Below are 20,527 nucleotides of genomic sequence, written 5' to 3'. Positions count from 1 at the left end.
GTAAGATCGTCATGGCGAAAGCTGAATCCTCAGTGGCTTCAAATTATGTGTTTGGTATCAATGCAGTTTCCTCATTGTTGAAGAAAAATGCCAAAGACATAGGTACGTTGTATGTACTCTCAGGGAAGCGCAATCAACGCGTAAATGACCTGATGGATGTGGCTCGTAAACTACATATCCGGGTTGAACGTGTAGATGCAGAATTCTTTGATGAAAAGCAGTTAGAGGGTGTGCACCAAGGCGTTTTGGCTGAGACTCAAATTAATTACGCTAAAGACGAAGCATTTCTTGATCAGTTACTGGAATCGATTGATGAGCCGCCGTTCTTGTTGGTGCTGGACGGTGTGACCGATCCCCACAACATTGGTGCCTGTTTAAGAACGGCTGATGCGGCTGGTATTCACGCTGTTATTGCGCCAAAAGATAAGTCGGGTACGTTAAATGGCACTGCTATTAAAGTCGCGTGTGGTGCGGCTGAAAATACGCCGTTTATTTCTGTAACCAATTTGGCGCGTTGCTTGAAGAAGTTACAGGATAAAGGGATTTGGATTACCGGTACGGCGGGTGAGGCGACGACTTCTATTTATCAAGCGGATCTCACTGGGCCAACGGCCATCGTGATGGGTGCGGAAGGTAAGGGGATGCGACGTCTGACTCGAGAGGCTTGTGATCACTTGGTGTTCATGCCGATGTCAGGCGAAGTAAGCAGCTTAAATGTTTCTGTGGCTACGGGTGTGATTCTGTTTGAAGCTGTTCGACAGCGCTCTTAGGGCTCGTAGATGATTTTACTGAGTGGTCAAGAATTGAGACGTCGTTATCAATTCTAGGTCATTAGTATTGCAAATACTTGGTTATTTCTTATGTTACCGTATGTAACTGTGTGGCTTTGTCAGCTTCATGACTTTCAACCTTTTGGTAGTAAGAGCGATGCTTTTTAAATTATCTCTTCCGTGTTTTTTATTGTTCTTCAGTGCTGGGGCATTGGCGACTTCTGAGCACTTGGTTCGTGAAGAGGTTGCACGCTTTTTTGAGTTGACTCAGGCGATTGATGTTGGGCCAGTGAAAAAGCGTGTCGGCGTATTGATTAATCGTAGGCTTCGTCATAATAATTCAGGTATTCAACGAGAGCATTATCAAGCGGTAGAGCAGGTGGTTGCTCGCGAAGTTGATAACCTGAGTGCTCAAAAATTTTTCTTTGAAGAGTATTATCAGGTTTATAAACAGCATTACACGTTAGATGAGCTCCGAGAGATTAATGCGTTTTTTTCATCGGATGTGGGTAAAAAATTTATCCACGGTCGCCAGGATCTTCATCAAGATGTTAGTACGACAACGGTTAAGATGATCCATCGTTTAGTCGATACCATTGCACCCAAGGTGCAACAGACACTGGCTCGTTCGGGCTATGATGTTGATCTTTAGTTGTCGGGATATTCTTTCCTAAATTTCTTGATTGTTTTTCATCCAATCTATAAAATTCCCGCCTCCCTTGAATGTACGTTTTGTACCGAGGGTTTTTCTTTCTCCTTGCCTCACCCTGAAACAGTGGGAGGCTATTAACCCATAAGGAGCATTTATATGCGTCATTATGAAATCGTTTTTCTGGTTCACCCAGATCAAAGCGAACAAGTACCTGCGATGATCGAGCGTTATCGTTCAACTATCGAAACGACTGGTGGTGCTATCCACCGTCTAGAAGACTGGGGTCGTCGTCAACTAGCTTACCCAATCAACAAAATTCACAAAGCACACTATGTTCTTTTGAACGTTGAGTGTGGTGATGAAGCGTTGGAAGAGTTGAACAACAACTTCCGTTATAACGATGCGGTTCTTCGTAACATGGTTATCCGTCGTAAAGCTGCGGTAACTGACGTATCTCCAATCAAAGCTGCAGATTCTAAAGAGCGTCGTCCACGTGATGAAGCTAAGCCAGAAACTGCTGAAGCTGCACCTGCTCAAACTGAAGAAGCACCTGCTTCAGAAGAATCAGCAGAATAATCTGATATTTAAGGAGATATATAATGGCTCGTTTTTTCCGTCGTAGAAAATTCTGTCGCTTCACCGCTGAAGGTGTTTCTGAGATCGATTACAAAGATCTAGACACTTTGAAAGGCTACATCACTGAAACTGGCAAAATCGTACCAAGCCGTATCACTGGTACAAAAGCTAAGTATCAGCGTCAATTAGCGACTGCTATTAAGCGTGCACGTTACGTGGCTCTATTGCCATACACTGACGCACACGAATAATTCAGGAGAAGTTCATGCTTTGGCTGGCTCGAACAGCGTTGACTAGCCGTCTGCATGCAATTTCTCTGGCGGTAATGTTTGTCTTACTGCCATTTTTTACTTGGCTAGGGGCTGCAATTGCAGCGTTAGTTACTCTAGCCAGGGGCCCCAAAGAAGGTGGAGTCTGTTTTGCGGTTGCTTTAATTCCCTGTGCATATTTTGCAGTGGAAAGTCAGCGAATGGATTTAATTCACTTGTTCATCACTTGGTTGTTAGCCGTGGTGCTTTGGTGGTCGAAATCATGGGTATATGTTTTGGGGGCTATGGTTGTTGCTGGCGTAGTTCAGCACAGCGTCTTTCCTGCTCTTACGGATTCACAGCTTATTGAGCTAACGGCCGCAATGAATCAGATGATTCAAGAAATTGCAGCGCAGAATCCTGAAGCAGTAAAGGTTGAGCTTCCATCTCAGGTGTTATATGCCGGAAGTGCACAACTTGTGGTTGTGTTAGGCAGTTTAATTAGTCTGATGTTTGCGCGCTATATGCAGGCAGCGGTTTATAACCCTGAAGGGTTTCGAAAAGAGTTTCACTCCATTCGTTTACCTTACAGCATGATGGCTTCGTTACTGGGTATTGCTTTCTTGTTAAGCGTGCTGGGTGAAGCGTGGGTAGGCTACATTCCTATGTTGGCTTTGCCGTTGGTGATTGCTGGTATATCCCTGGTGCATGGCAGTGTTGCAATTAAAAAACTCGGTGGGAACTGGTTGGTACTGTTTTACGTAAGTTTGGTACTGATGAGTTCTCTAACTCTTTTACTACTGATTGTATTTTCTGCATTAGATAGTGTGTTTGACGTTCGTTCAAAGCTCACTAATGCGAATGAAATTGATCAGTAATAGTAACTTTTGAGGACAGCGAGATGGAAATTATTCTACTCGAACGTGTTGGTAAACTTGGTAATCTTGGTGACAAGGTTACTGTTAAGTCAGGTTACGGTCGTAACTTCCTTATCCCTTTCGGTAAGGCTGTACCTGCAACTGCAACAAACGTTGCTGATTTTGAAGCGCGTCGTGCTGAGCTTGAAAAAGCAGCAGCTGAAAAACTAACTGCAGCAGAAGCGCGTGCAGAGCAAATCAATGGTTTCACTTTGAACATCGCAGCAAACGCTGGTGACGAAGGTAAGCTATTCGGTTCAATTGGTCCTCGTGACATTGCTGAAGCAATGACTGAAGCAGGCGTTGAAGCTTCTAAAGCAGAAGTTCGCATGCCTGAAGGTCCAATTCGTAACGTTGGTGAGTTTGAAATTGACGTTCAAGTTCACAGTGACGTTACTGCTACTCTTAACGTAACAGTTGTTGCTGAATAAGAGTACGTGACTGTACTGATAGAGAAATGATGTAAGTCGTTTTTCTTTGAGATGGCCTGACTATCTCCAGAAGGCATCGGTGGTTTATACTGCCGGTGCTTTTTTGTTTTTTGTCGTTTGATAATATTTATCTGATTTTTGAACTCGTATAGGTTTCTTGGTTGTACCGAGCACTGAGAGCGTTAGGAAGCTATGTCTGAAACTGAAGATCTGGATTTAATCCGTAAGCCGCCTTTTTCCCTGGAAGCGGAGCAATCCGTATTAGGCGGATTGATGCTGGATAATGAAGCGTGGGATGGTGTTGCTGAAAAATTGATGGAGCGTGACTTTTATGAAGCTTCGCACCGTCAGATATACAGTGTGATGACTCAGTTGGTCATAAAGGAAAAGCCCATTGATCCCTTGACGCTAAGTGATGAATTGGAGCGTCTGGACGAGCTAGAAGAGATTGGTGGTCAGGCTTATCTTGCAGAATTAGCGCACAATACCCCCACGTCTTCTAATATTTTGGCCTATGCCGATATCGTGCGTGAGCGTTCGGTGATTCGTCAGTTGCTGTCGGAAGTGTCGAGTATTGCTGATCGGGCTTATCGTCCTGAAGGTGCCAACAGTGATGAAATTTTAGATGATGCAGAACGGCGCATCCTCCAGATCGCTGAATCCAGAAATAAGAAAGATGCGGGTCCTCAGCATATTAAACCCGTACTAAAGAACACCCTTGATAACATTGAAATGCTGGTGAAGCAGGGTGGTGATATTACGGGTGTGACTACCGGGTTTACAGAACTCGATAAAATGACATCGGGAATGCAGTCTTCGGATTTGATTATCGTGGCGGCGCGTCCTTCGATGGGTAAAACCACTTTTGCGATGAACTTGGTAGAGAACGCCTTGCTTCGTAGTAAAGACGGGTGCCCGGCATTAGTGTTCAGTTTAGAGATGCCTTCCGAGCAAATTGTGATGAGGATGATTGCCTCATTGGGCGGTATTAACCAGACTGAAGTTCGAACTGGTAAGCTTAATGAAGAAGGTTGGAGTAAGCTCAGTGCAGCCGTCACTATGTTGAATGATAAACCTCTCTTCATTGATGATCAGGCTGGTCTGACGCCGAACGAGATGAAAGCGCGTGCTCGTCGTGTTCATCGTGAGTGTCAGGAGTACGGCGGTCTTGGATTAATCATGGTGGACTACCTTCAGTTGATGCGAGTGCCTGGATTTGAAAACAATCGAACCCAGGAAATTTCTGAGATTTCCCGTTCTTTAAAAGCCTTGGCAAAAGAACTTGAATGCCCGGTTGTGGCCTTGGCGCAGTTAAACCGTAGTTTGGAGCAGCGTCCGAATAAGCGTCCGGTGAACTCGGACCTTCGTGAATCCGGTGCGATTGAGCAGGATGCGGACGTAATCATGTTTATTTACCGGGATGCGGTGTACAACGAAGAATCTCCTCCTGAGCGAGCTGAAATCATTATTGGTAAGCAACGTAACGGCCCTATTGGTTCCATGCCAATTAAGTTTGAAGGTGCGTTTTCCCGGTTTGTTGATGCAATGCCAGATGAATATGAAGCTTGGGCGAATGAGGAGTAAACTCGTTCGCATTTAGATTCATAAAATTACAAGATAGCGAACATATGTGTTGGCTAATTCGAGCAAAAGCAATTTTTATTGTGTATAATGCGCCCGCGCTTGTAAGCCGCATTGGTACTGGGCTGGGGGTGCCTGAATCTGGTGCAGGCTGCTATTCTATAGTGCATATTTGTACACTTTCCTGTCTCTGAGAGACGATGAAATTCATTGGAAGCGAATAAGTGCTCGTTAGAAGTACGTGTTTCTAAGTTGTTATTTGAGTAAATAATTCTTGGTAAGGCGAAGGTAATGGCTGTAAAAACAACTGATGTATTGCTAGTCGGTGGCGGTGTCATGAGTGCAACTCTGGGAACTATGCTCCAGCAGTTGGATCCCTCCTTGAAAATCACCATGATCGAACGACTAGATCATGTAGCACACGAAAGTACAGATGGCTGGAATAATGCAGGTACCGGACATGCTGGTTACTGCGAATTGAATTACACTCCTCAAGTTGCTGATGGTTCAGTTGAGATTGATCGTGCATTGGGCATCAATGCTGCGTTTGAGTCCTCTCTACAGTTATGGTCCTATCTGGTTAAGAATGGCCTTCTACCTGAACCGTCAAATTTCATTAATCCTGTGCCGCATCTGAGCTTTGTATGGGGTGATGACGATGTTGCGTTCCTACGTGAGCGTCATCAAAAACTGTCTGCTCATCACTTATTTGAAGGTATGGAGTACAGCGAAGATGCTAGTACGCTTCAAGAGTGGATGCCATTGGTAATGAATGGTCGTCAGACCGATAAAGCGGTTGCGGCTACACGTGTTAAGCACGGCAGTGATGTTGACTTTGGTTCCTTGACGCGCAGTATGGTTGAGAATCTAACGCGATCTGAAAACTTTGAGTTAAATCTCAATACGTCAGTGGTCAAGTTGGTTCAGCGTGAGAATGGCGTATGGAAAGTAAGGACCAAAGAGAATGATACGAAACTGGTTCAAACGTACGATGCTAATTTCGTCTTCCTGGGAGCAGGAGGTGGTGCCTTACCTTTGCTTCAGAAGTCGGGTATACCTGAGCGTAAAGGCTATGGCGGTTTCCCGGTAAGTGGCCAGTGGTTGGTTTGTAAGAAGCCGGAAATTGTTCAGAAACATTCTTCTAAGGTGTATGGAAAGGCGGCCATTGGTGCGCCTCCGATGTCTGTACCTCATTTGGATACCCGTATTATTAACGGTGAGCCTGCGTTGTTGTTTGGCCCATTTGCTGGCTTTACCACTAAGTTCTTGAAGAAAGGCTCTAAGATGGATCTCTTCGGGTCGGTCAAGGGTAACAACCTTGCGCCAATGATGTCTGTTGGTGTCAATAATATGGATCTTACTCGTTACCTGATTAGTGAAGTTATGCAGTCTCATGCAGAACGTTGTGAGTCGTTAAGAAACTACTTCCCTGAGGCCAAAGACGAAGACTGGACTTTGGCAAAAGCTGGACAGCGCGTTCAAATCATTAAGAAAGATGACAGTGGCAAAGGCAAGCTGGAATTCGGTACTGAAATGGTTGCCTCTTCTGATGGATCACTAGCGGCTCTGTTAGGTGCATCGCCGGGTGCTTCAACAGCAGTTCAAGCTATGGTCGAAGTGATTGAGCGTTGTTTCAAAGAGCGTATTGGTCAGTCGGAGTGGAAGGGCAAGATGAAGGAGATGATTCCTTCTTATGGCGAGGACTTGGTCTCTAATGCTGATCTGCTTAGAGAGGTGAGAGCGAAGACGTTAGATACCTTGAAGCTTGTATGATTTAACTTACGTTTTCATGAAAAAGGCCAGCATCAAAATGCTGGCCTTTTTTGTTTCGTAATGTTCTTGGTTAGACTAACCGAGCAGTCCAAATGTCAGGATATTTAAGAACGAACGTTGATCGTTGGAATGTACGTCTTCAATGACGAGTTGCTTGTTGCCGTCAAGCTTCGGATAGTCTGGATAGTTTGTTACCAAGACTTGGAGGGTATCATTAGCCAGATTGTTTAAACCGAGTTTCTGATATGACTCGATCATAATGGCAAGACCTTCAGGAACAACGCTGCTGCCTTGGAAACGTGAAACAATGAACTGTCCCCGGTTGGCTGCTGCAGCAAAGGCTTGGCGACGAATCAAATAGCGCGCAGCATACACTTCATGCTTAGCCAGGTAATCTCGTAAATGGATCATGCGCTGACGTGCGTCGGCTGCGTATGGGCTGTTCGGAAAGCGATTTAGGAAGTCGTTAAACTCTCTAAATGCGTCTTCCATAATGGCCATGTCGCGTTCTGCGCGGTCTATCGCTACAAAGGCATCGAAGAAACCTCGCGTCATATAATAAGTGGAAAGACCGCGCACATAATACGCGTAATCAACCTTTGGATGACGAGGGTGCAGTCTTAGAAAACGTTCTGCGGTAGCATGAGCATTGGTGTGATCGTCCAATTCCATGTAGTTAAACATGAGCTCAAGTTTGGCTTGTTCGGCATAACGACCAAAGGGATAGAAGTTTTCTAGGGCAGATAATTCTTTAATGGCCTGGAAATATTGTTCGGTATCCATGAGCTCTTGAGCATCGCTGTAATACTCAAGTTCGGTTTTTTCGGGCTCATCGGGCTTTTTTTCGTCACTGGCGCAACCAGTGAGTATGGAAAAAAATAATAGAACGAAAGCGAATCTTTTTAACATCATAGACGGGCAATAGATATAATGAGACTTTAGGCCAAGCATTTAAGCATACATCAGCCAGGGGTTACAGTGATTTGGTTGGGTTTTTGCGGAATATTAGATCTGGTGTCATTGAAAAAGTTGCGTAGTAAAAGGTAATCAAAATAGGTATGTCTCGCCAAATTGAAGAATCACTTACTGTTCCTGAATCCATGGCTGGTCAGCGGGTGGATCAAATAGCCTCTCAATTGTTTGAAGAGTACTCTCGTTCTCGTTTGCAGGGCTGGATTAAGTCTGGGGAATTGACGGTAGATGGAAAGAACTTAAAAGCAAAAGAGAAACTGTGGGGAGGTGAGCAAGTTGCTATCTCAGCTGAGTTGGAAGATGTGAATCAATGGGCGGCAGAGGATATTCCGTTAGATGTCGTTTATGAAGATGATGATATCTTGGTGATTAATAAGCCAGTTGGTTTGGTCGTGCATCCGGCCGCAGGTCATTATGATGGTACTCTGCTAAATGCGCTCTTGTATCACTATCCTGGCATAGAAGTGGTGCCGCGTTGCGGGATTGTGCATCGTTTGGATATGGATACCTCGGGCTTGATGGTGATCGCAAAGAATATTGAAGCTCAGAACGATTTGGTTGATCAGTTGCAAACGCGTGAGATGGGGCGTGAATATGAAGCTGTCGTTCAGGGCGTAATGACGGGCGGCGGCGTTGTTGATGAGCCCATCGGTCGTCACCCTGTGAATCGTAAACGACAGGCGGTGGTTGCAACCGGGAAGCCAGCAGTTACACATTATCGAGTGTTAGAGCGTTTTAAGCATCATACTCATCTGCGTTTAAAACTAGAGACTGGTCGAACCCACCAGATTCGCGTGCATATGTCGCATCTGGGGTACCCTTTGATTGGTGATGCCGTATATGCCGGGCGAATGAGAGTGCCAAAAGGAGCATCTGAGCAGTTGCTGGAAATGGTCAGAGGCTTTGGTCGTCAAGCGCTTCATGCCAAACGCTTGGAGTTAATTCATCCGAGAACCGGTGATGATATGGCGTGGGAAATTGATTTGCCTGATGATATGTTAAATCTTTTGGCTTGTTTGTCTGAAGAGCAATAGCTCATAAGGTAAGCAAGTATTCACATGGGCGGGGTTTGATGATGTCGGAACAATCAAAAGACAGCTTGATTTGGGCGGACTGGCCAGCTCCAGCGCATATTAAAGCGTGTGTGAGTACGCGCTATGGCGGTTTTAGTGACGCCCCGTATGAATCTCTGAATATGGGGGATCATGTGGGTGATGATCCTTCTTGTGTGGTTAAGAATCGCGCCAAGTTTCTTCATCTGGCTGGTTTAAAGTATGTGGGTCAATGGCTGAATCAGGTGCACGGCATACATGTGGTGGATGCGGAAGATGATGGCAAGGTACGGGAGGGGGATGCGGTTAAAACGGATCGACCCAATGTGCCTTGTGTGGTGATGACAGCCGATTGTTTGCCGGTCTTTTTTACCGATAAGGCAGGCTCAAAAGTAGCGGTGGCTCATGCTGGATGGCGAGGTTTGGCATCCGGTATTCTGGAAGCGACCATCGAGTCGTTGGGGTTAACTCCTGAAACCTTGATGGTGTGGTTGGGGCCAGCGATCAGCCGCCACTACTTTGAAGTGGGGCCAGAAGTTCGTCGGGAGTTTATCGAACATGATTTGGCTGCAGACAAAGCGTTTCATCCCGATTATATGTCGCGAGGCAAATACTATGCAGACCTCTATGAGTTGGCGCGATTGCGGCTGAATCATGTGGGCGTCACTGACATCTATGGTGGTCAGTACTGTACCTGGCAGGATGATCGCTTTTATTCTTACCGAAGAGAAGGTACGACCGGGCGTATGGCCTCTATGATATGGATCAAAAAATAATCACTTCTGGTGGTTGTTGCTCTTGAAACCCTCCCTAACTGCCCCTATCTATTTCTCAAGAAAACAATAAGTCAGGACGTCCTATTCTAATGATCTAACGTGACTGGCTTCTTATTGAGGAATAGTTTTTATGCGAATTGATCGATTAACCAGTAAGTTGCAAGTGGCCTTGTCGGATGCTCAGTCTCTTGCGATTGGCCGTGATCATAACTTTATCGAGCCTGTGCATTTGATGCAGGCTTTATTGCAAGATTCCAATAATTCACTTGCCCCTGTGATCCAAAAAGCAGGCGGTGATGTGTCTGCCGTTAAATCCGGTCTTGAAGAGCATTTGCAGCAGTTGCCTACCATCTCAGGCAGTGATGGCGATGTGCACATGTCCAATGACATGGGGCGCTTATTGAATCGTGCTGATAAATTAGCCCAGCAGAAAAATGACCAATACATTTCCAGTGAATTGATTCTATTGGCGGCGCTTGAGGATAAAGGTCGTTTGGGTGAAATCCTGAAGAAAGCGGGTCTGACCAAAGAGGCTTTGCAAAAAGCCATTGATGACGTGCGTGGGGGGGAGTCTGTGAAAAGTCCAGAAGCAGAAGATCAGCGACAGGCGCTGGATAAGTACACGGTAGATTTGACTGAGAAAGCGGAAGAAGGAAAGTTGGACCCGGTTATTGGCCGCGATGATGAAATTCGTCGCACGATTCAGGTGCTTCAGCGTCGTCGTAAGAATAACCCTGTGTTGATTGGTGAGCCGGGCGTCGGTAAAACCGCTATTGTTGAAGGTTTGGCGCAGCGTATCATTAATAACGAAGTTCCGGATGGCTTGAAGAATAAGCGCGTTCTTTCTTTGGATATGGGGTCTTTGGTTGCAGGGGCTAAATATCGAGGCGAGTTCGAAGAGCGTTTAAAGGCTGTTTTGAATGAGCTGGCGAAACAGGAAGGTCAAATCATTCTGTTCATTGATGAGCTTCATACCATGGTGGGCGCTGGTAAGAGTGAAGGCTCTATGGATGCAGGAAATATGCTGAAGCCTGCCTTGGCGCGAGGCGAACTGCATTGTGTGGGAGCGACGACACTGGATGAATACCGTCAATATATTGAGAAAGATGCGGCGCTTGAGCGTCGCTTCCAAAAGGTGTTGGTGGATGAGCCTACAGAAGAAGATACCATCGCCATTCTTCGCGGTTTAAAAGAACGTTATGAAGTTCACCATGGTGTGGAGATTACTGATTCAGCGATCATCGCGGCGTCGAAACTCTCTCATCGTTATATTGCAGATCGCCAGTTGCCGGATAAGGCGATTGATTTGGTGGATGAGGCAGCCAGTCGTATTCGTATGGAGATTGACTCCAAGCCTGAAAACTTAGACCGTCTTGAGCGTCGCTTGATTCAGCTGAAGATTGAGGCAGAAGCCTTGAAGAAAGAAAGTGACCCGGCGTCCAAGAAGCGTTTGGAAGAGTTGATGAACACCATCAACCGTGTTCAGAAAGAGTATGCGGATCTGGAAGAAGTGTGGCTGGCAGAAAAAGCCTCATTGCAGGGTGAACATCAAGTAAAAGCCGACTTGGAAAAAGCGCGGATTGATCTCGAAACGGCGCGTCGTAATGGTGATCTTACACTGATGTCAGAGTTGCAATACGGCACCATTCCAATGCTTGAAAAAGAGTTGGAGCGTGCGAGTAAGGCGCAATCGGAAGAGAAAACCTTGCTCCGTAATCGAGTTACTGAAGAAGAGATAGCGGAGGTAATCTCTCGTTGGACCGGTATTCCTGTATCCAAAATGCTGGAAGGGGAGCGTGAGAAATTGCTGCGAATGGAAGATGCCTTGCACGAACGCTTAGTTGGACAAGATGAGGCGGTCATGGCTGTTTCTAATGCGGTGCGTCGTTCTCGTGCTGGTCTTGCCGACCCTAATCGTCCGAATGGCTCGTTCTTGTTCTTAGGGCCGACCGGTGTCGGTAAGACGGAACTGTGTAAGTCACTTGCGGCCTTCTTATTTGATACGGAAGATGCCATGGTTCGGATTGATATGTCTGAATTTATGGAGAAACACTCGGTCGCACGTTTGATTGGTGCCCCTCCTGGCTATGTTGGTTATGAAGAGGGTGGTTATCTGACGGAAGCGGTACGTCGTAAGCCGTATTCAGTGTTGTTATTGGATGAAGTTGAAAAGGCACATCCAGATGTCTTCAATATTCTGCTCCAGGTGTTGGAAGATGGGCGCTTAACTGACGGCCAAGGCAGGACGGTCGATTTCCGCAATACCGTGATTGTGATGACCTCAAACCTAGGCTCTGAAGTGGTTCAAGGTCGGACTGATGAGTTAGACTACGAAGAAATGAAAACGCTGGTTATGGAGGTAGTAGGTCAGCATTTCCGTCCAGAGTTTATTAATCGTATCGATGAAACTGTGGTGTTCCATGCGTTAGGTCGGGAACAAATTGCCGGTATTGCCAGTATTCAGTTGGAGCGTTTGTATCAGCGTTTGGCTGATCGAGATATGAAGCTGGAGTTATCCGAGCAGTTAATGTCGACGATCTGTGAAGCTGGTTTTGATCCTGTTTATGGCGCTCGTCCGTTGAAGCGTGCAATACAACGTTATCTTGAGAATCCATTGGCGGAAGCCTTGCTGAGTGGTGAGTTTATACCGGGTGATGTGATTAAGGCCGAAATTCAGGAGGATAAGGTCAGTTTCTCAAAATAATCCCATTAACCAATAATTAACCACTAAAAAAGGCCTGATGACCCTAGCAATCTTGTAGTCATTCAGGCCTTTTTTATTTGGCAGTAAATTGAGTGTGAGGGTAAAAGAGTATTAAGCGGCTGGGGCTAGTTCAACTTCTGTGGCTGGTTGCTCTTGGCTTTCCTCTTTAGAGGCTGTTTTAACCTCGGTTTTTACCGGCTGTGGATTCTCATCTTTTAGGAATTTAATAAGATCTTTCACCGTTTGTTTAGGTGTTTCTTCCATCGGTACGTGTCCAACGCCAGGGTAGACGATGGTTTGTGTATTAGTGATGTCGCGCTCCCAATTAGGAATTTGCGAGGTTGGTACCCACTTGTCTGCTTCGCCCCACATTAATAGCGTCGGTGCTTGGATGCGGTTGAACGGGAAATCTTCTTGTCCCGGTTTGCTCTTCTCGTAAATTAACTTTAGAACTTCGGCGTAAGATTCACGATTGCCTTTTCTCATGCTCAATTGAACATATCGACGCATGTGTTCAGGTTTGATTCGGTTCTTATCTCCGTATACTTCTTCGACGTTCATGCTGACCATCAAAGGTGGAACGACTTTCTTTGAAATGTGCCAGATGCCAGGCATATTGGCCATGCGAATGACCCAAGGAACATCTTGTGGGTAGGCAACCGGATCTAATAAAACCAGTTTCGATACGCGCTCTGGATAGGCAGCAGCGTAGTGAGCACTCATATAACCGCCCAATGAGTTACCTGCGAGGGCAAACTGTTCAAGCTCTAACATGTGAGAAAAGCTGTTGATGAAGGTGATGAATTCATCTTTATCGTAATTCATGTCTTCTGTTAGAGGGCCTGTTAGACCAAACCCAGGCAAATCCATTCGGATAACACGGTAGTTTTTCTCTAGAGTTTTGGCCCAGTCATCCCAGGTGTGCAATGAAGACATGATGCCGTGCAAGAGAATGATCGGTTCGCCTTCGCCTTTGTCTTTATAGTGAACGCGCAGACCTTTATAGGCGTACCACTTGGAATCTTCATCAGTGTACTCGTCTTCGATGTCTTCTTGGCTAATGGTCGCTAATCCCATGGCGTGAATGCCGGATGGGCTGGCTTTCATTGCTGAACCGAAACTGGAGCAACCAGAAATGAAGGCGATTGAAAGGGTAAATAGGAGTGCTATTCGTATTTTATTCATCATCAGATGGCTCCTTCGTAGCAGCCTGTTATTTTTGTTATTGGTGAAATAATAACTAATTTGATGCGATGCCGTTAGCCATAAAGTGGCTAACGGTGCACATTTCTGAGAAGAGAGGGTAGCGACTTGGACGGTTTACTCAAGAGTAAGGTCCGGTATTTCAGGAATTCGTCGTTTATTGACACTTGTCGGCCAGTTTTGTTTTTAGATCAGAGATTTGCTGCTGGCGTTGTTCTTCGGTCAGCATCACTACACTGCCGTCTTTGTTTTTCTGTTTGATTTGGTTTTTAGCAATCATTAGGTCTAGGCGTTCTTTGATGCCTTTGCAGTAGTTTGCAAGCTCTTCCGCATCGTATATTTCTGAGCCGTCATTGGAGGTCTCTTCGCTGCTGGGTTGCTCCGATTTTTTTGTGGGGGCCATCGATGACGTTGGCCCGGAATGTTGTCCTGAAGTATGAACCGGAGTCGAGGCGTACACTTTTGAAGGCTGATTGCCGTAATGTGTGGTGCCGTTCTCATCGACCCATTTGTAGTATGTGTCTGCTATTGCTACACAAGGCAGTGAGGTTAAGCAGGTAAACAGCAGTGCTAAGGAAAAAGGTTTTATTGTTTTCATGTTCTTTTCTCAGAAAATTTAAAGACTATATTAGTGTAACCTAAAAAAAATACCTGATAAGTCAAGAGACAGGGTTTCTTCTATTGACTTTAATACGAGTGATGTCAAAATATCCAGCTCCAAAATGAGTCAAGATAATTGGGCAACCCCCTGAATCAAACCTCATCTGGTACATAAGCAAGTAGCCGCATGGCTTATGTAGCCTGTCTCCAATCCGGTTTTTGGTCAACCACTAGAAACTTAGGATACAACGCCAAAAAAGCGTTACCGGAGCAACCTTACGATGGCCGAACCAGCTGTGTACGTTGCTTTGATAATGTGGTGCATCTAGATATGATTTCGCTGCTGGCGTTAGCGGCGTAAATGTAAAAATAATTCGTGTAAAATTTGCACATTTCTTGTTAGAGGACTCAAAGGTGGAATTACTTTCCGGCGGAGATATGCTTATTCGTGCTCTTAGAGACGAAGGCGTAGAGTATATTTATGGTTATCCGGGCGGTGCAGCCCTGCATATTTATGATGCTTTGTATCGCCAGTCTGATGTGAAGCACGTGCTCGTCCGTCATGAGCAAGCAGCGACACATATGGCTGACGGTTACGCGCGTGCATCCGGTAAAGCTGGTGTTGTGCTTGTGACTTCAGGTCCTGGTGCAACGAATACGGTTACTGGTATTGCTACGGCCTATATGGATTCCATTCCTATGGTTGTGCTGACTGCTCAGGTTCCTACTCATCTGATTGGTGAAGATGCGTTCCAGGAAACCGACATGATCGGTGTTTCTCGTCCTATCGTAAAACACAGCATGTCTGTGAAATCTCCGGAAGAGATCCCAGAGGTCGTAAAGAAAGCATTCTATATTGCTGAGTCAGGTCGTCCAGGCCCAGTAGTTGTCGATATTCCTAAGAATATGACATTGCCAAATGAGCGTTATGAGTACAGCTACCCAAGCAAGGTGAAGTTACGTTCTTATAACCCGGCAGTTAAAGGTCACACCGGTCAAATCAAGAAAGCCGTGGATATGATCTTTGAAGCTAAGCGTCCGGTCATCTATGCCGGTGGTGGGGTTATTTTAGGTAAGGCCAGTGCGCAGCTTACCGAATTAGCAAAGATTTTGGATGTTCCTGTTACCAATACCTTAATGGGCTTAGGTTCTTATCCTGCTTCTGATCGCCAATATGTTGGTATGTTGGGTATGCATGGTACCTACGAAGCGAACATGACCATGCATCACAGTGACCTGATCATTGCTATTGGTGCGCGTTTTGATGACCGGGTAACGAATAACACTGCGAAGTTCTGTCCAAACGCAAAAATCGTTCATGTCGATATTGACCCTGCGTCGATTTCTAAAACCATTGATGCGCATGTACCTATCGTTGGTCCGGTAGATCAAGTTTTGAATGAAATGTTGGACTTGGTTAAATCTGCTAAGAAAGAAATTGAAAAAGAAGCGTTGGCAAGCTGGTGGCGTCAGGTTGATGAGTGGAAAGCTTATCACGGTATGCGCTATAGCACTGAAAGTGAGTTTATTAAGCCTCAGCAAGCCATTGAAACTCTGCATAAAGTTACCAAAGGTGATGCTTACGTTACTTCTGACGTAGGGCAGCATCAGATGTTTGCTGCGCAGTACTACAAGTTTGATAAGCCGAACCGTTGGATTAACTCAGGTGGCTTGGGCACGATGGGCTTTGGTCTTCCTGCGGCTATGGGAATTAAACTGAATTATCCAGACAACGATGTAGTTTGTGTTACGGGTGAAGGTAGTTTCCAGATGAATATTCAGGAGCTATCAACCTGTAAGCAATACAACTTGCCAGTGAAAATTCTTAACTTGAACAACCAGGCGTTGGGTATGGTTAAGCAATGGCAGGATTTGAACTACGAAGCGCGTCACGCTCATTCGTATATGGAATCTTTGCCTGACTTCCAGAAGTTGATTGAAGCGTATGGTCATGTGGCGATGCGTATTGAAAAGCTAAGTGATCTTGAAGATGCAATGACGGAAGCCTTTGCAATGAAAGATCGTCTGGTATTTATGGATGTAATGGTTGATCCGACTGAACATGTATACCCAATGCAGGTACCGACTGGATCAATGAGAGATATGATGTTGAGTAAGACGGAGCGTACCTAATGAGACACATTATTTCAGTATTACTGGAGAATGAGCCGGGTGCGTTGTCGCGTGTTGTTGGTTTGTTCTCTCAGAGAAACTACAACATTGAAACCTTAACGGTAGCTCCAACAGAAGATCCGACATTATCTCGTTTGACGGTTACGACCATTGGTTCAGACAAAGTGATCGAGCAAATCACCAAGCAGTTAAACAAGCTGGTGGAAGTGGTTAAGTTGGTTGATTTGACCGAAGGTGCTCACGTAGAGCGTGAACTGTTGTTGATCAAGGTTCGTGCGTCAGGTGCGCAGCGTGCTGAGATTAAGCGTACGGCGGATGTTTTTCGCGCCCAAATCATTGATATGACACCCTCTGTGTACACCATTCAAGTGGTAGGTACGTCTGAAAAGTTAGACGCATTTATCCAGGCCATTGGTAACGCATCTGTTCTTGAAGTGGTTCGTTCAGGTGTGTCTGGCATTGCACGTGGTGAGAAGGTGCTGGGCCTATAAGGTCGGCTATAAAACACTTCTGCTGGCGTTATTTTGAGCAGTAGGCTGACGTCGGTAGAAAAAGACTATACAATGCCGGGCTTTATTAGGCTCGGCGACTGAAAAATCGAGGAATACCATGCAAGTTTATTACGATAAAGATTGTAACATCGAGATCATCAAAGGTAAGAAAGTAACTATCGTTGGTTACGGTTCTCAAGGTCATGCGCACGCATGTAACCTTAAGGATTCAGGTGTGGATGTAACTGTTGCTCTACGTAAAGGTTCATCTTCAATTGCTAAAGCGGAAGCACATGGCCTTCAGGTTATGGACAATGTTGCAGATGCTGTAGCTCAAGCTGATCTTGTTATGATCTTGACTCCGGACGAGTTCCAATCTCAGCTTTATAAGCAAGACATTGAGCCAAACTTGAAAGACGGTGCGACGCTTGCATTTGCTCACGGTTTCGCAATCCATTACAACCAGATCGTTCCTCGTAAAGATCTAGACGTAATCATGATCGCTCCTAAAGCACCTGGTCACACTGTCCGTTCTGAATTTGTTCGTGGTGGTGGTATTCCTGATCTTATCGCTATTTTCCAGGATGCTTCTGGTAACGCGAAAGACGTAGCGCTTTCTTATGCGTCAGGCGTAGGTGGTGGTCGTACTGGTATCATCGAAACTACATTCAAAGATGAAACTGAAACTGACTTGTTCGGTGAGCAGGCAGTTCTTTGTGGTGGTGCTGTTGAGCTTGTTAAAATGGGCTTCGAAACTCTTACTGAAGCTGGTTATGCTCCAGAAATGGCATATTTCGAGTGTCTTCACGAGTTGAAATTGATCGTAGACCTAATGTTCGAAGGTGGCATCGCGAACATGAACTACTCAATCTCTAACAACGCTGAGTACGGTGAGTACGTTACTGGTCCTCGCGTAATCAATGAAGAGTCTCGTAAAGCAATGCGCGCTGCGTTGAAAGACATTCAAGACGGTGTTTATGCTAAGAAATTCATCTTAGAAGGTCAGTCTAACTACCCAGAGATGACAGCATGGCGTCGTAACAACGCTGCTCACCCAATTGAGCAGGTTGGTGGTAAGCTACGTGAGATGATGCCTTGGATTGCAGCGAACAAAATCGTTGACCAAGAGAAGAACTAAGTTCTGATTTTGCAGTCTCAAAAGCGCGGTTTTGATACCGCGCTTTTTTTATGCCTGAAAGGAAATACGTTTTTCTTCATTGGCTTGTCATCGAAATTTCCCTAAAATTGACGGGATATTTTTTGGGGTAGTGAATATGTCTAAGTTGGAAGATCAAAAAGAAACAGATGCGTCCGTTCCTGAAAGCGTAGAAACATCTGAAGAAAATACTCAGGAAGAAGTTAAGAAGGCAAGACACAAGGGTGTCTATCTGTTGCCTAATATGTTTACCACTGCGGCACTGTTTTCAGGGTTCTATGCAGTAGTGGCTTCAATGAATGGTCACTTTGAGAAAGCAGCAATTGCAATCTTTGTTGCCATGATCTTGGATGGATTGGATGGTCGAGTTGCTCGTCTAACCAATACTCAGAGTGATTTTGGTGCTCAATATGACAGTCTGTCTGACATGGTTGCTTTTGGTATGGCGCCGGCATTGGTGGCATTTACTTGGTCTCTGCAGTCATTAGGTCAGGTGGGGTGGGTGTCGTCCTTTATCTTTGTGGCTTGTGCTGCATTAAGACTAGCGCGCTTTAATACACAAATTGATATCGTTGATAAGAAGTATTTTATTGGCTTGGCTAGTCCAGCGGCAGCTGCGATCGTTGCGGGCATGGTTTGGACTTATTCTGAAAGTGGAGTTAATGGTACAGACATCTCTTGGTTTGCCGCCATTGTTGTTGCTGTGGCGGGTATTTTGATGGTGAGCAATGTTCGTTACACCAGCTTTAAAGACTTTGATTTAAAAAACAAAGTGCCTTTTATAGCTTTGATCTCAATGGTGTTGGTAATCGCATTGGTATCTCTTGATCCAGCCAGAGTGCTTTGGGTTGGCTTTATGATTTATGCTGTTTCTGGTCCTGTCATGATGCTCTGGGAAAAGCGTAAGTCCCCCTAAGTCTATTTTGTTAGTGAAAAGGCGAGCTATTGGCTCGCCTTTTTTGTTTCTTTACGACGGATTCCTGAAATAAATGGAAGGTGTCCGGAAAGTCCATGAAAGCGTCATTTCTTTTCAATTGAGGCTATGGATCTGTGGCTTAGCATTGGTCAAAACAATAAAAATAAAGGATCAATGATGACTCATGCATGCTTTAAGTTTGTTATCTGTGGTTGTTTAATGATTTTTGCTGAACTTTGTAAGGCTGAGTTAATGCCCTTAGGAGATGAAGCTCTTTCATCTGTAACGGGACAGGCATTTATTACGATTGACGAGCCTGATCCAATCGTTCAGGACACGACTACATATAAATACACGCGTATTAATTTAGGCATGGATATTGAGACAATATTAAATGCAGATGAGCTTGTATTGGGGCGATACAGCGATGAGCGTGATATTACCAATTCTGGTGCCGACATCGATATGCGTGATGTGGCGTTAGGGAAATACTTTAATCCGCATGACTATTATCAAGTGAATAGCCAAGGCGATATTGTTTATGGCAGTGATGGTTACCCAAAACCAGACCCTGATAAATTTCCCATTAATCCTCAGACTGGCGAACAGTTTACGATGTCTGATGCAGGGGCTCCTATGCCATTTTCAGTAAGAGATCCATTTATTGAGTTTGCTTTTAAAGAAGAAAATGGTGTTCAAAGTATTGCCGGTTTTCGGCTTGGCTTTGGTGGCGCTTCGGGGGCGTTTACTACGGATATTAAATCCTTATCTGGTAATCTAGATGTAATTATTGAAGATACAGCGAAAGCTTTAGGTACCCAGGATCCGGATGGCTTCTTTGGTATTCTTTTGAAATATGTGGCGCCGATTCTTTTGGGTGATAGTAAGTTATCGACGCGTGCTGTATTACAGCAAGGGCCTAATGACCCTAATCCTGGGCAGAAACTCGACTATCGTGCGACCCATATTGGAGTAGAGGATGGAACAAACTTCCGAGTGGATGCCAGTGATGTGGGAGTGTTGAATTGGTTTCTACTAAAAACATCGATGGACTTATTTGCGCCTCCCGACTCGGGGGCAACGACAACCTGTACCAGTCGAAATTTCTTGGGTAGTTGTACAGGGGGGGATATCGATCTATATACGAGTGACTGCCAAGTAGCAGGAATCGAAACCTGTTTCCCTTTGGATAAGTATCAAACATTAGATATAGGTAATGGTGATCAGGCAAGAGGTATGTTTTTGGGTGCCCAGGTCGAAAGTTTACCTTGGCGAACTGATCTGTTTATTCCTGCTGACCCAAATGATCCGTTAACGAATGGTGAGTATGTGGAAGGAATTATGAATGCGGGTAAAGGGTTTTATTTAAATATTCCTACCGGTGGAATCAATTTGGATTTAAAGGAAGCAGTAAATAACGGTTTGCCTAGGCACAGCACGCGATACACCGATGCAAGCTTGGGGTTGTTCTAAATTAATATCGTGTGCGCATTATAAAAAAGGCGAGCATTGCTCGTCTTTTTGCGTTTTAGGAGCGTGCCTTTTGTTGGGATTGTCTTTTTCAGTGCGTGATTTC

The 20,527-nt window shown here is 45.2% G+C and carries 20 protein-coding genes; 17 read left to right on the top strand and 3 right to left on the bottom strand.

All coding sequences use genetic code 11. The annotated features are described in order from the left end of the window. Window positions 1–11: 11 nt before the first annotated feature. From rlmB to mqo, 8 genes are all read left to right on the top strand, one after another. Window positions 12–770, top strand: coding sequence for a 23S rRNA (guanosine(2251)-2'-O)-methyltransferase RlmB (rlmB, locus tag ACFOEK_RS12935; RefSeq protein WP_386721601.1), 759 nt, complete (start codon window positions 12–14; stop codon window positions 768–770). Window positions 771–927: 157 nt separating this feature from the next. Continuing rightward, on the top strand, window positions 928–1,422 hold the full coding sequence (locus ACFOEK_RS12930) for a DUF2059 domain-containing protein (protein ID WP_386721599.1): 495 nt from the start codon (window positions 928–930) through the stop codon (window positions 1,420–1,422). A 156-nt stretch (window positions 1,423–1,578) separates the two neighbouring features. Further along, complete coding sequence (rpsF, locus tag ACFOEK_RS12925) at window positions 1,579–1,998, top strand: 30S ribosomal protein S6 (RefSeq protein WP_386721597.1); 420 nt, start codon at window positions 1,579–1,581, stop codon at window positions 1,996–1,998. Window positions 1,999–2,021: 23 nt separating this feature from the next. After that, window positions 2,022–2,249: a 30S ribosomal protein S18 gene (gene rpsR / locus ACFOEK_RS12920; RefSeq protein WP_386721595.1), complete on the top strand. Its 228-nt coding sequence runs from the start codon at window positions 2,022–2,024 to the stop codon at window positions 2,247–2,249. Window positions 2,250–2,263: 14 nt separating this feature from the next. Next, on the top strand, window positions 2,264–3,124 hold the full coding sequence (locus ACFOEK_RS12915; protein WP_386721593.1) for a hypothetical protein: 861 nt from the start codon (window positions 2,264–2,266) through the stop codon (window positions 3,122–3,124). A 23-nt stretch (window positions 3,125–3,147) separates the two neighbouring features. Then, on the top strand, window positions 3,148–3,594 hold the full coding sequence (gene rplI / locus ACFOEK_RS12910) for a 50S ribosomal protein L9 (protein ID WP_386721591.1): 447 nt from the start codon (window positions 3,148–3,150) through the stop codon (window positions 3,592–3,594). Window positions 3,595–3,786: 192 nt separating this feature from the next. Further along, window positions 3,787–5,178, top strand: coding sequence for a replicative DNA helicase (gene dnaB, locus ACFOEK_RS12905; RefSeq protein WP_386721589.1), 1,392 nt, complete (start codon window positions 3,787–3,789; stop codon window positions 5,176–5,178). A 288-nt stretch (window positions 5,179–5,466) separates the two neighbouring features. Beyond that, window positions 5,467–6,948 (top strand): malate dehydrogenase (quinone), encoded by a 1,482-nt coding sequence (gene mqo / locus ACFOEK_RS12900; protein ID WP_386721587.1) that lies wholly within the window; start codon window positions 5,467–5,469, stop codon window positions 6,946–6,948. Between the two features lie 75 nt (window positions 6,949–7,023). On the opposite strand, the gene ACFOEK_RS12895 is transcribed toward mqo, so the two are convergent. Further along, window positions 7,024–7,857 carry an outer membrane protein assembly factor BamD gene (locus ACFOEK_RS12895; protein WP_386721961.1) on the bottom strand — a complete coding sequence of 278 codons (834 nt, stop codon included), beginning with the start codon at window positions 7,855–7,857 and terminating at the stop codon, window positions 7,024–7,026. A 149-nt stretch (window positions 7,858–8,006) separates the two neighbouring features. On the opposite strand from ACFOEK_RS12895, the gene rluD reads away from it, so the two are divergent. The 3 genes from rluD (at window position 8,007) to clpB (ending at window position 12,452) form a co-directional block, all read left to right on the top strand. Further along, entirely contained in the window at window positions 8,007–8,954 is a 948-nt protein-coding gene (rluD, locus tag ACFOEK_RS12890) for a 23S rRNA pseudouridine(1911/1915/1917) synthase RluD (protein WP_386721585.1), read from the top strand. 41 nt (window positions 8,955–8,995) lie between these two features. Then, window positions 8,996–9,748, top strand: a complete 753-nt coding sequence (gene pgeF / locus ACFOEK_RS12885; RefSeq protein ID WP_386721583.1) for a peptidoglycan editing factor PgeF — start codon at window positions 8,996–8,998, stop codon at window positions 9,746–9,748. A gap of 130 nt (window positions 9,749–9,878) precedes the next feature. Further along, complete coding sequence (gene clpB / locus ACFOEK_RS12880; protein ID WP_386721581.1) at window positions 9,879–12,452, top strand: ATP-dependent chaperone ClpB; 2,574 nt, start codon at window positions 9,879–9,881, stop codon at window positions 12,450–12,452. A gap of 111 nt (window positions 12,453–12,563) precedes the next feature. Here the strand turns inward: clpB and ACFOEK_RS12875 are convergent, their stop codons facing one another. Together ACFOEK_RS12875 and ACFOEK_RS12870 are read right to left on the bottom strand one after the other, a co-directional pair. Beyond that, window positions 12,564–13,640, bottom strand: a complete 1,077-nt coding sequence (locus ACFOEK_RS12875; protein ID WP_386721579.1) for an alpha/beta fold hydrolase — start codon at window positions 13,638–13,640, stop codon at window positions 12,564–12,566. Window positions 13,641–13,812: 172 nt separating this feature from the next. After that, a complete protein-coding gene (locus tag ACFOEK_RS12870; protein ID WP_386721577.1) occupies window positions 13,813–14,253 on the bottom strand; it encodes a DUF4124 domain-containing protein in 441 nt (146 codons plus the stop codon). Between the two features lie 189 nt (window positions 14,254–14,442). On the opposite strand from ACFOEK_RS12870, the gene ACFOEK_RS12865 reads away from it, so the two are divergent. From ACFOEK_RS12865 to ACFOEK_RS12840, 6 genes are all read left to right on the top strand, one after another. Continuing rightward, window positions 14,443–14,616: a hypothetical protein gene (locus ACFOEK_RS12865; protein WP_386721575.1), complete on the top strand. Its 174-nt coding sequence runs from the start codon at window positions 14,443–14,445 to the stop codon at window positions 14,614–14,616. 53 nt (window positions 14,617–14,669) lie between these two features. Then, on the top strand, window positions 14,670–16,388 hold the full coding sequence (locus tag ACFOEK_RS12860; protein WP_386721573.1) for an acetolactate synthase 3 large subunit: 1,719 nt from the start codon (window positions 14,670–14,672) through the stop codon (window positions 16,386–16,388). Further along, window positions 16,388–16,879, top strand: coding sequence for an acetolactate synthase small subunit (gene ilvN / locus ACFOEK_RS12855; protein ID WP_386721571.1), 492 nt, complete (start codon window positions 16,388–16,390; stop codon window positions 16,877–16,879). Before ACFOEK_RS12860 ends, ilvN begins: the two co-directional genes overlap by 1 nt. Window positions 16,880–16,997: 118 nt before the next feature. Continuing rightward, window positions 16,998–18,017 (top strand): ketol-acid reductoisomerase, encoded by a 1,020-nt coding sequence (gene ilvC, locus ACFOEK_RS12850; protein WP_386721569.1) that lies wholly within the window; start codon window positions 16,998–17,000, stop codon window positions 18,015–18,017. A 136-nt stretch (window positions 18,018–18,153) separates the two neighbouring features. Further along, window positions 18,154–18,951 (top strand): CDP-diacylglycerol--serine O-phosphatidyltransferase, encoded by a 798-nt coding sequence (gene pssA, locus ACFOEK_RS12845; protein WP_386721567.1) that lies wholly within the window; start codon window positions 18,154–18,156, stop codon window positions 18,949–18,951. A gap of 177 nt (window positions 18,952–19,128) precedes the next feature. Next, window positions 19,129–20,424 (top strand): hypothetical protein, encoded by a 1,296-nt coding sequence (locus ACFOEK_RS12840; RefSeq protein WP_386721565.1) that lies wholly within the window; start codon window positions 19,129–19,131, stop codon window positions 20,422–20,424. The last annotated feature ends 103 nt before the right edge of the window (window positions 20,425–20,527 follow it).

Source organism: Litoribrevibacter euphylliae (assembly GCF_042646085.1).
GTDB classification, from domain to species: Bacteria; Pseudomonadota; Gammaproteobacteria; order Pseudomonadales; family Litoribrevibacteraceae; genus Litoribrevibacter; species Litoribrevibacter euphylliae.
Note: the sequence above shows the minus strand (reverse complement) of the source record. Positions and strands in the feature narration are given on the sequence as shown.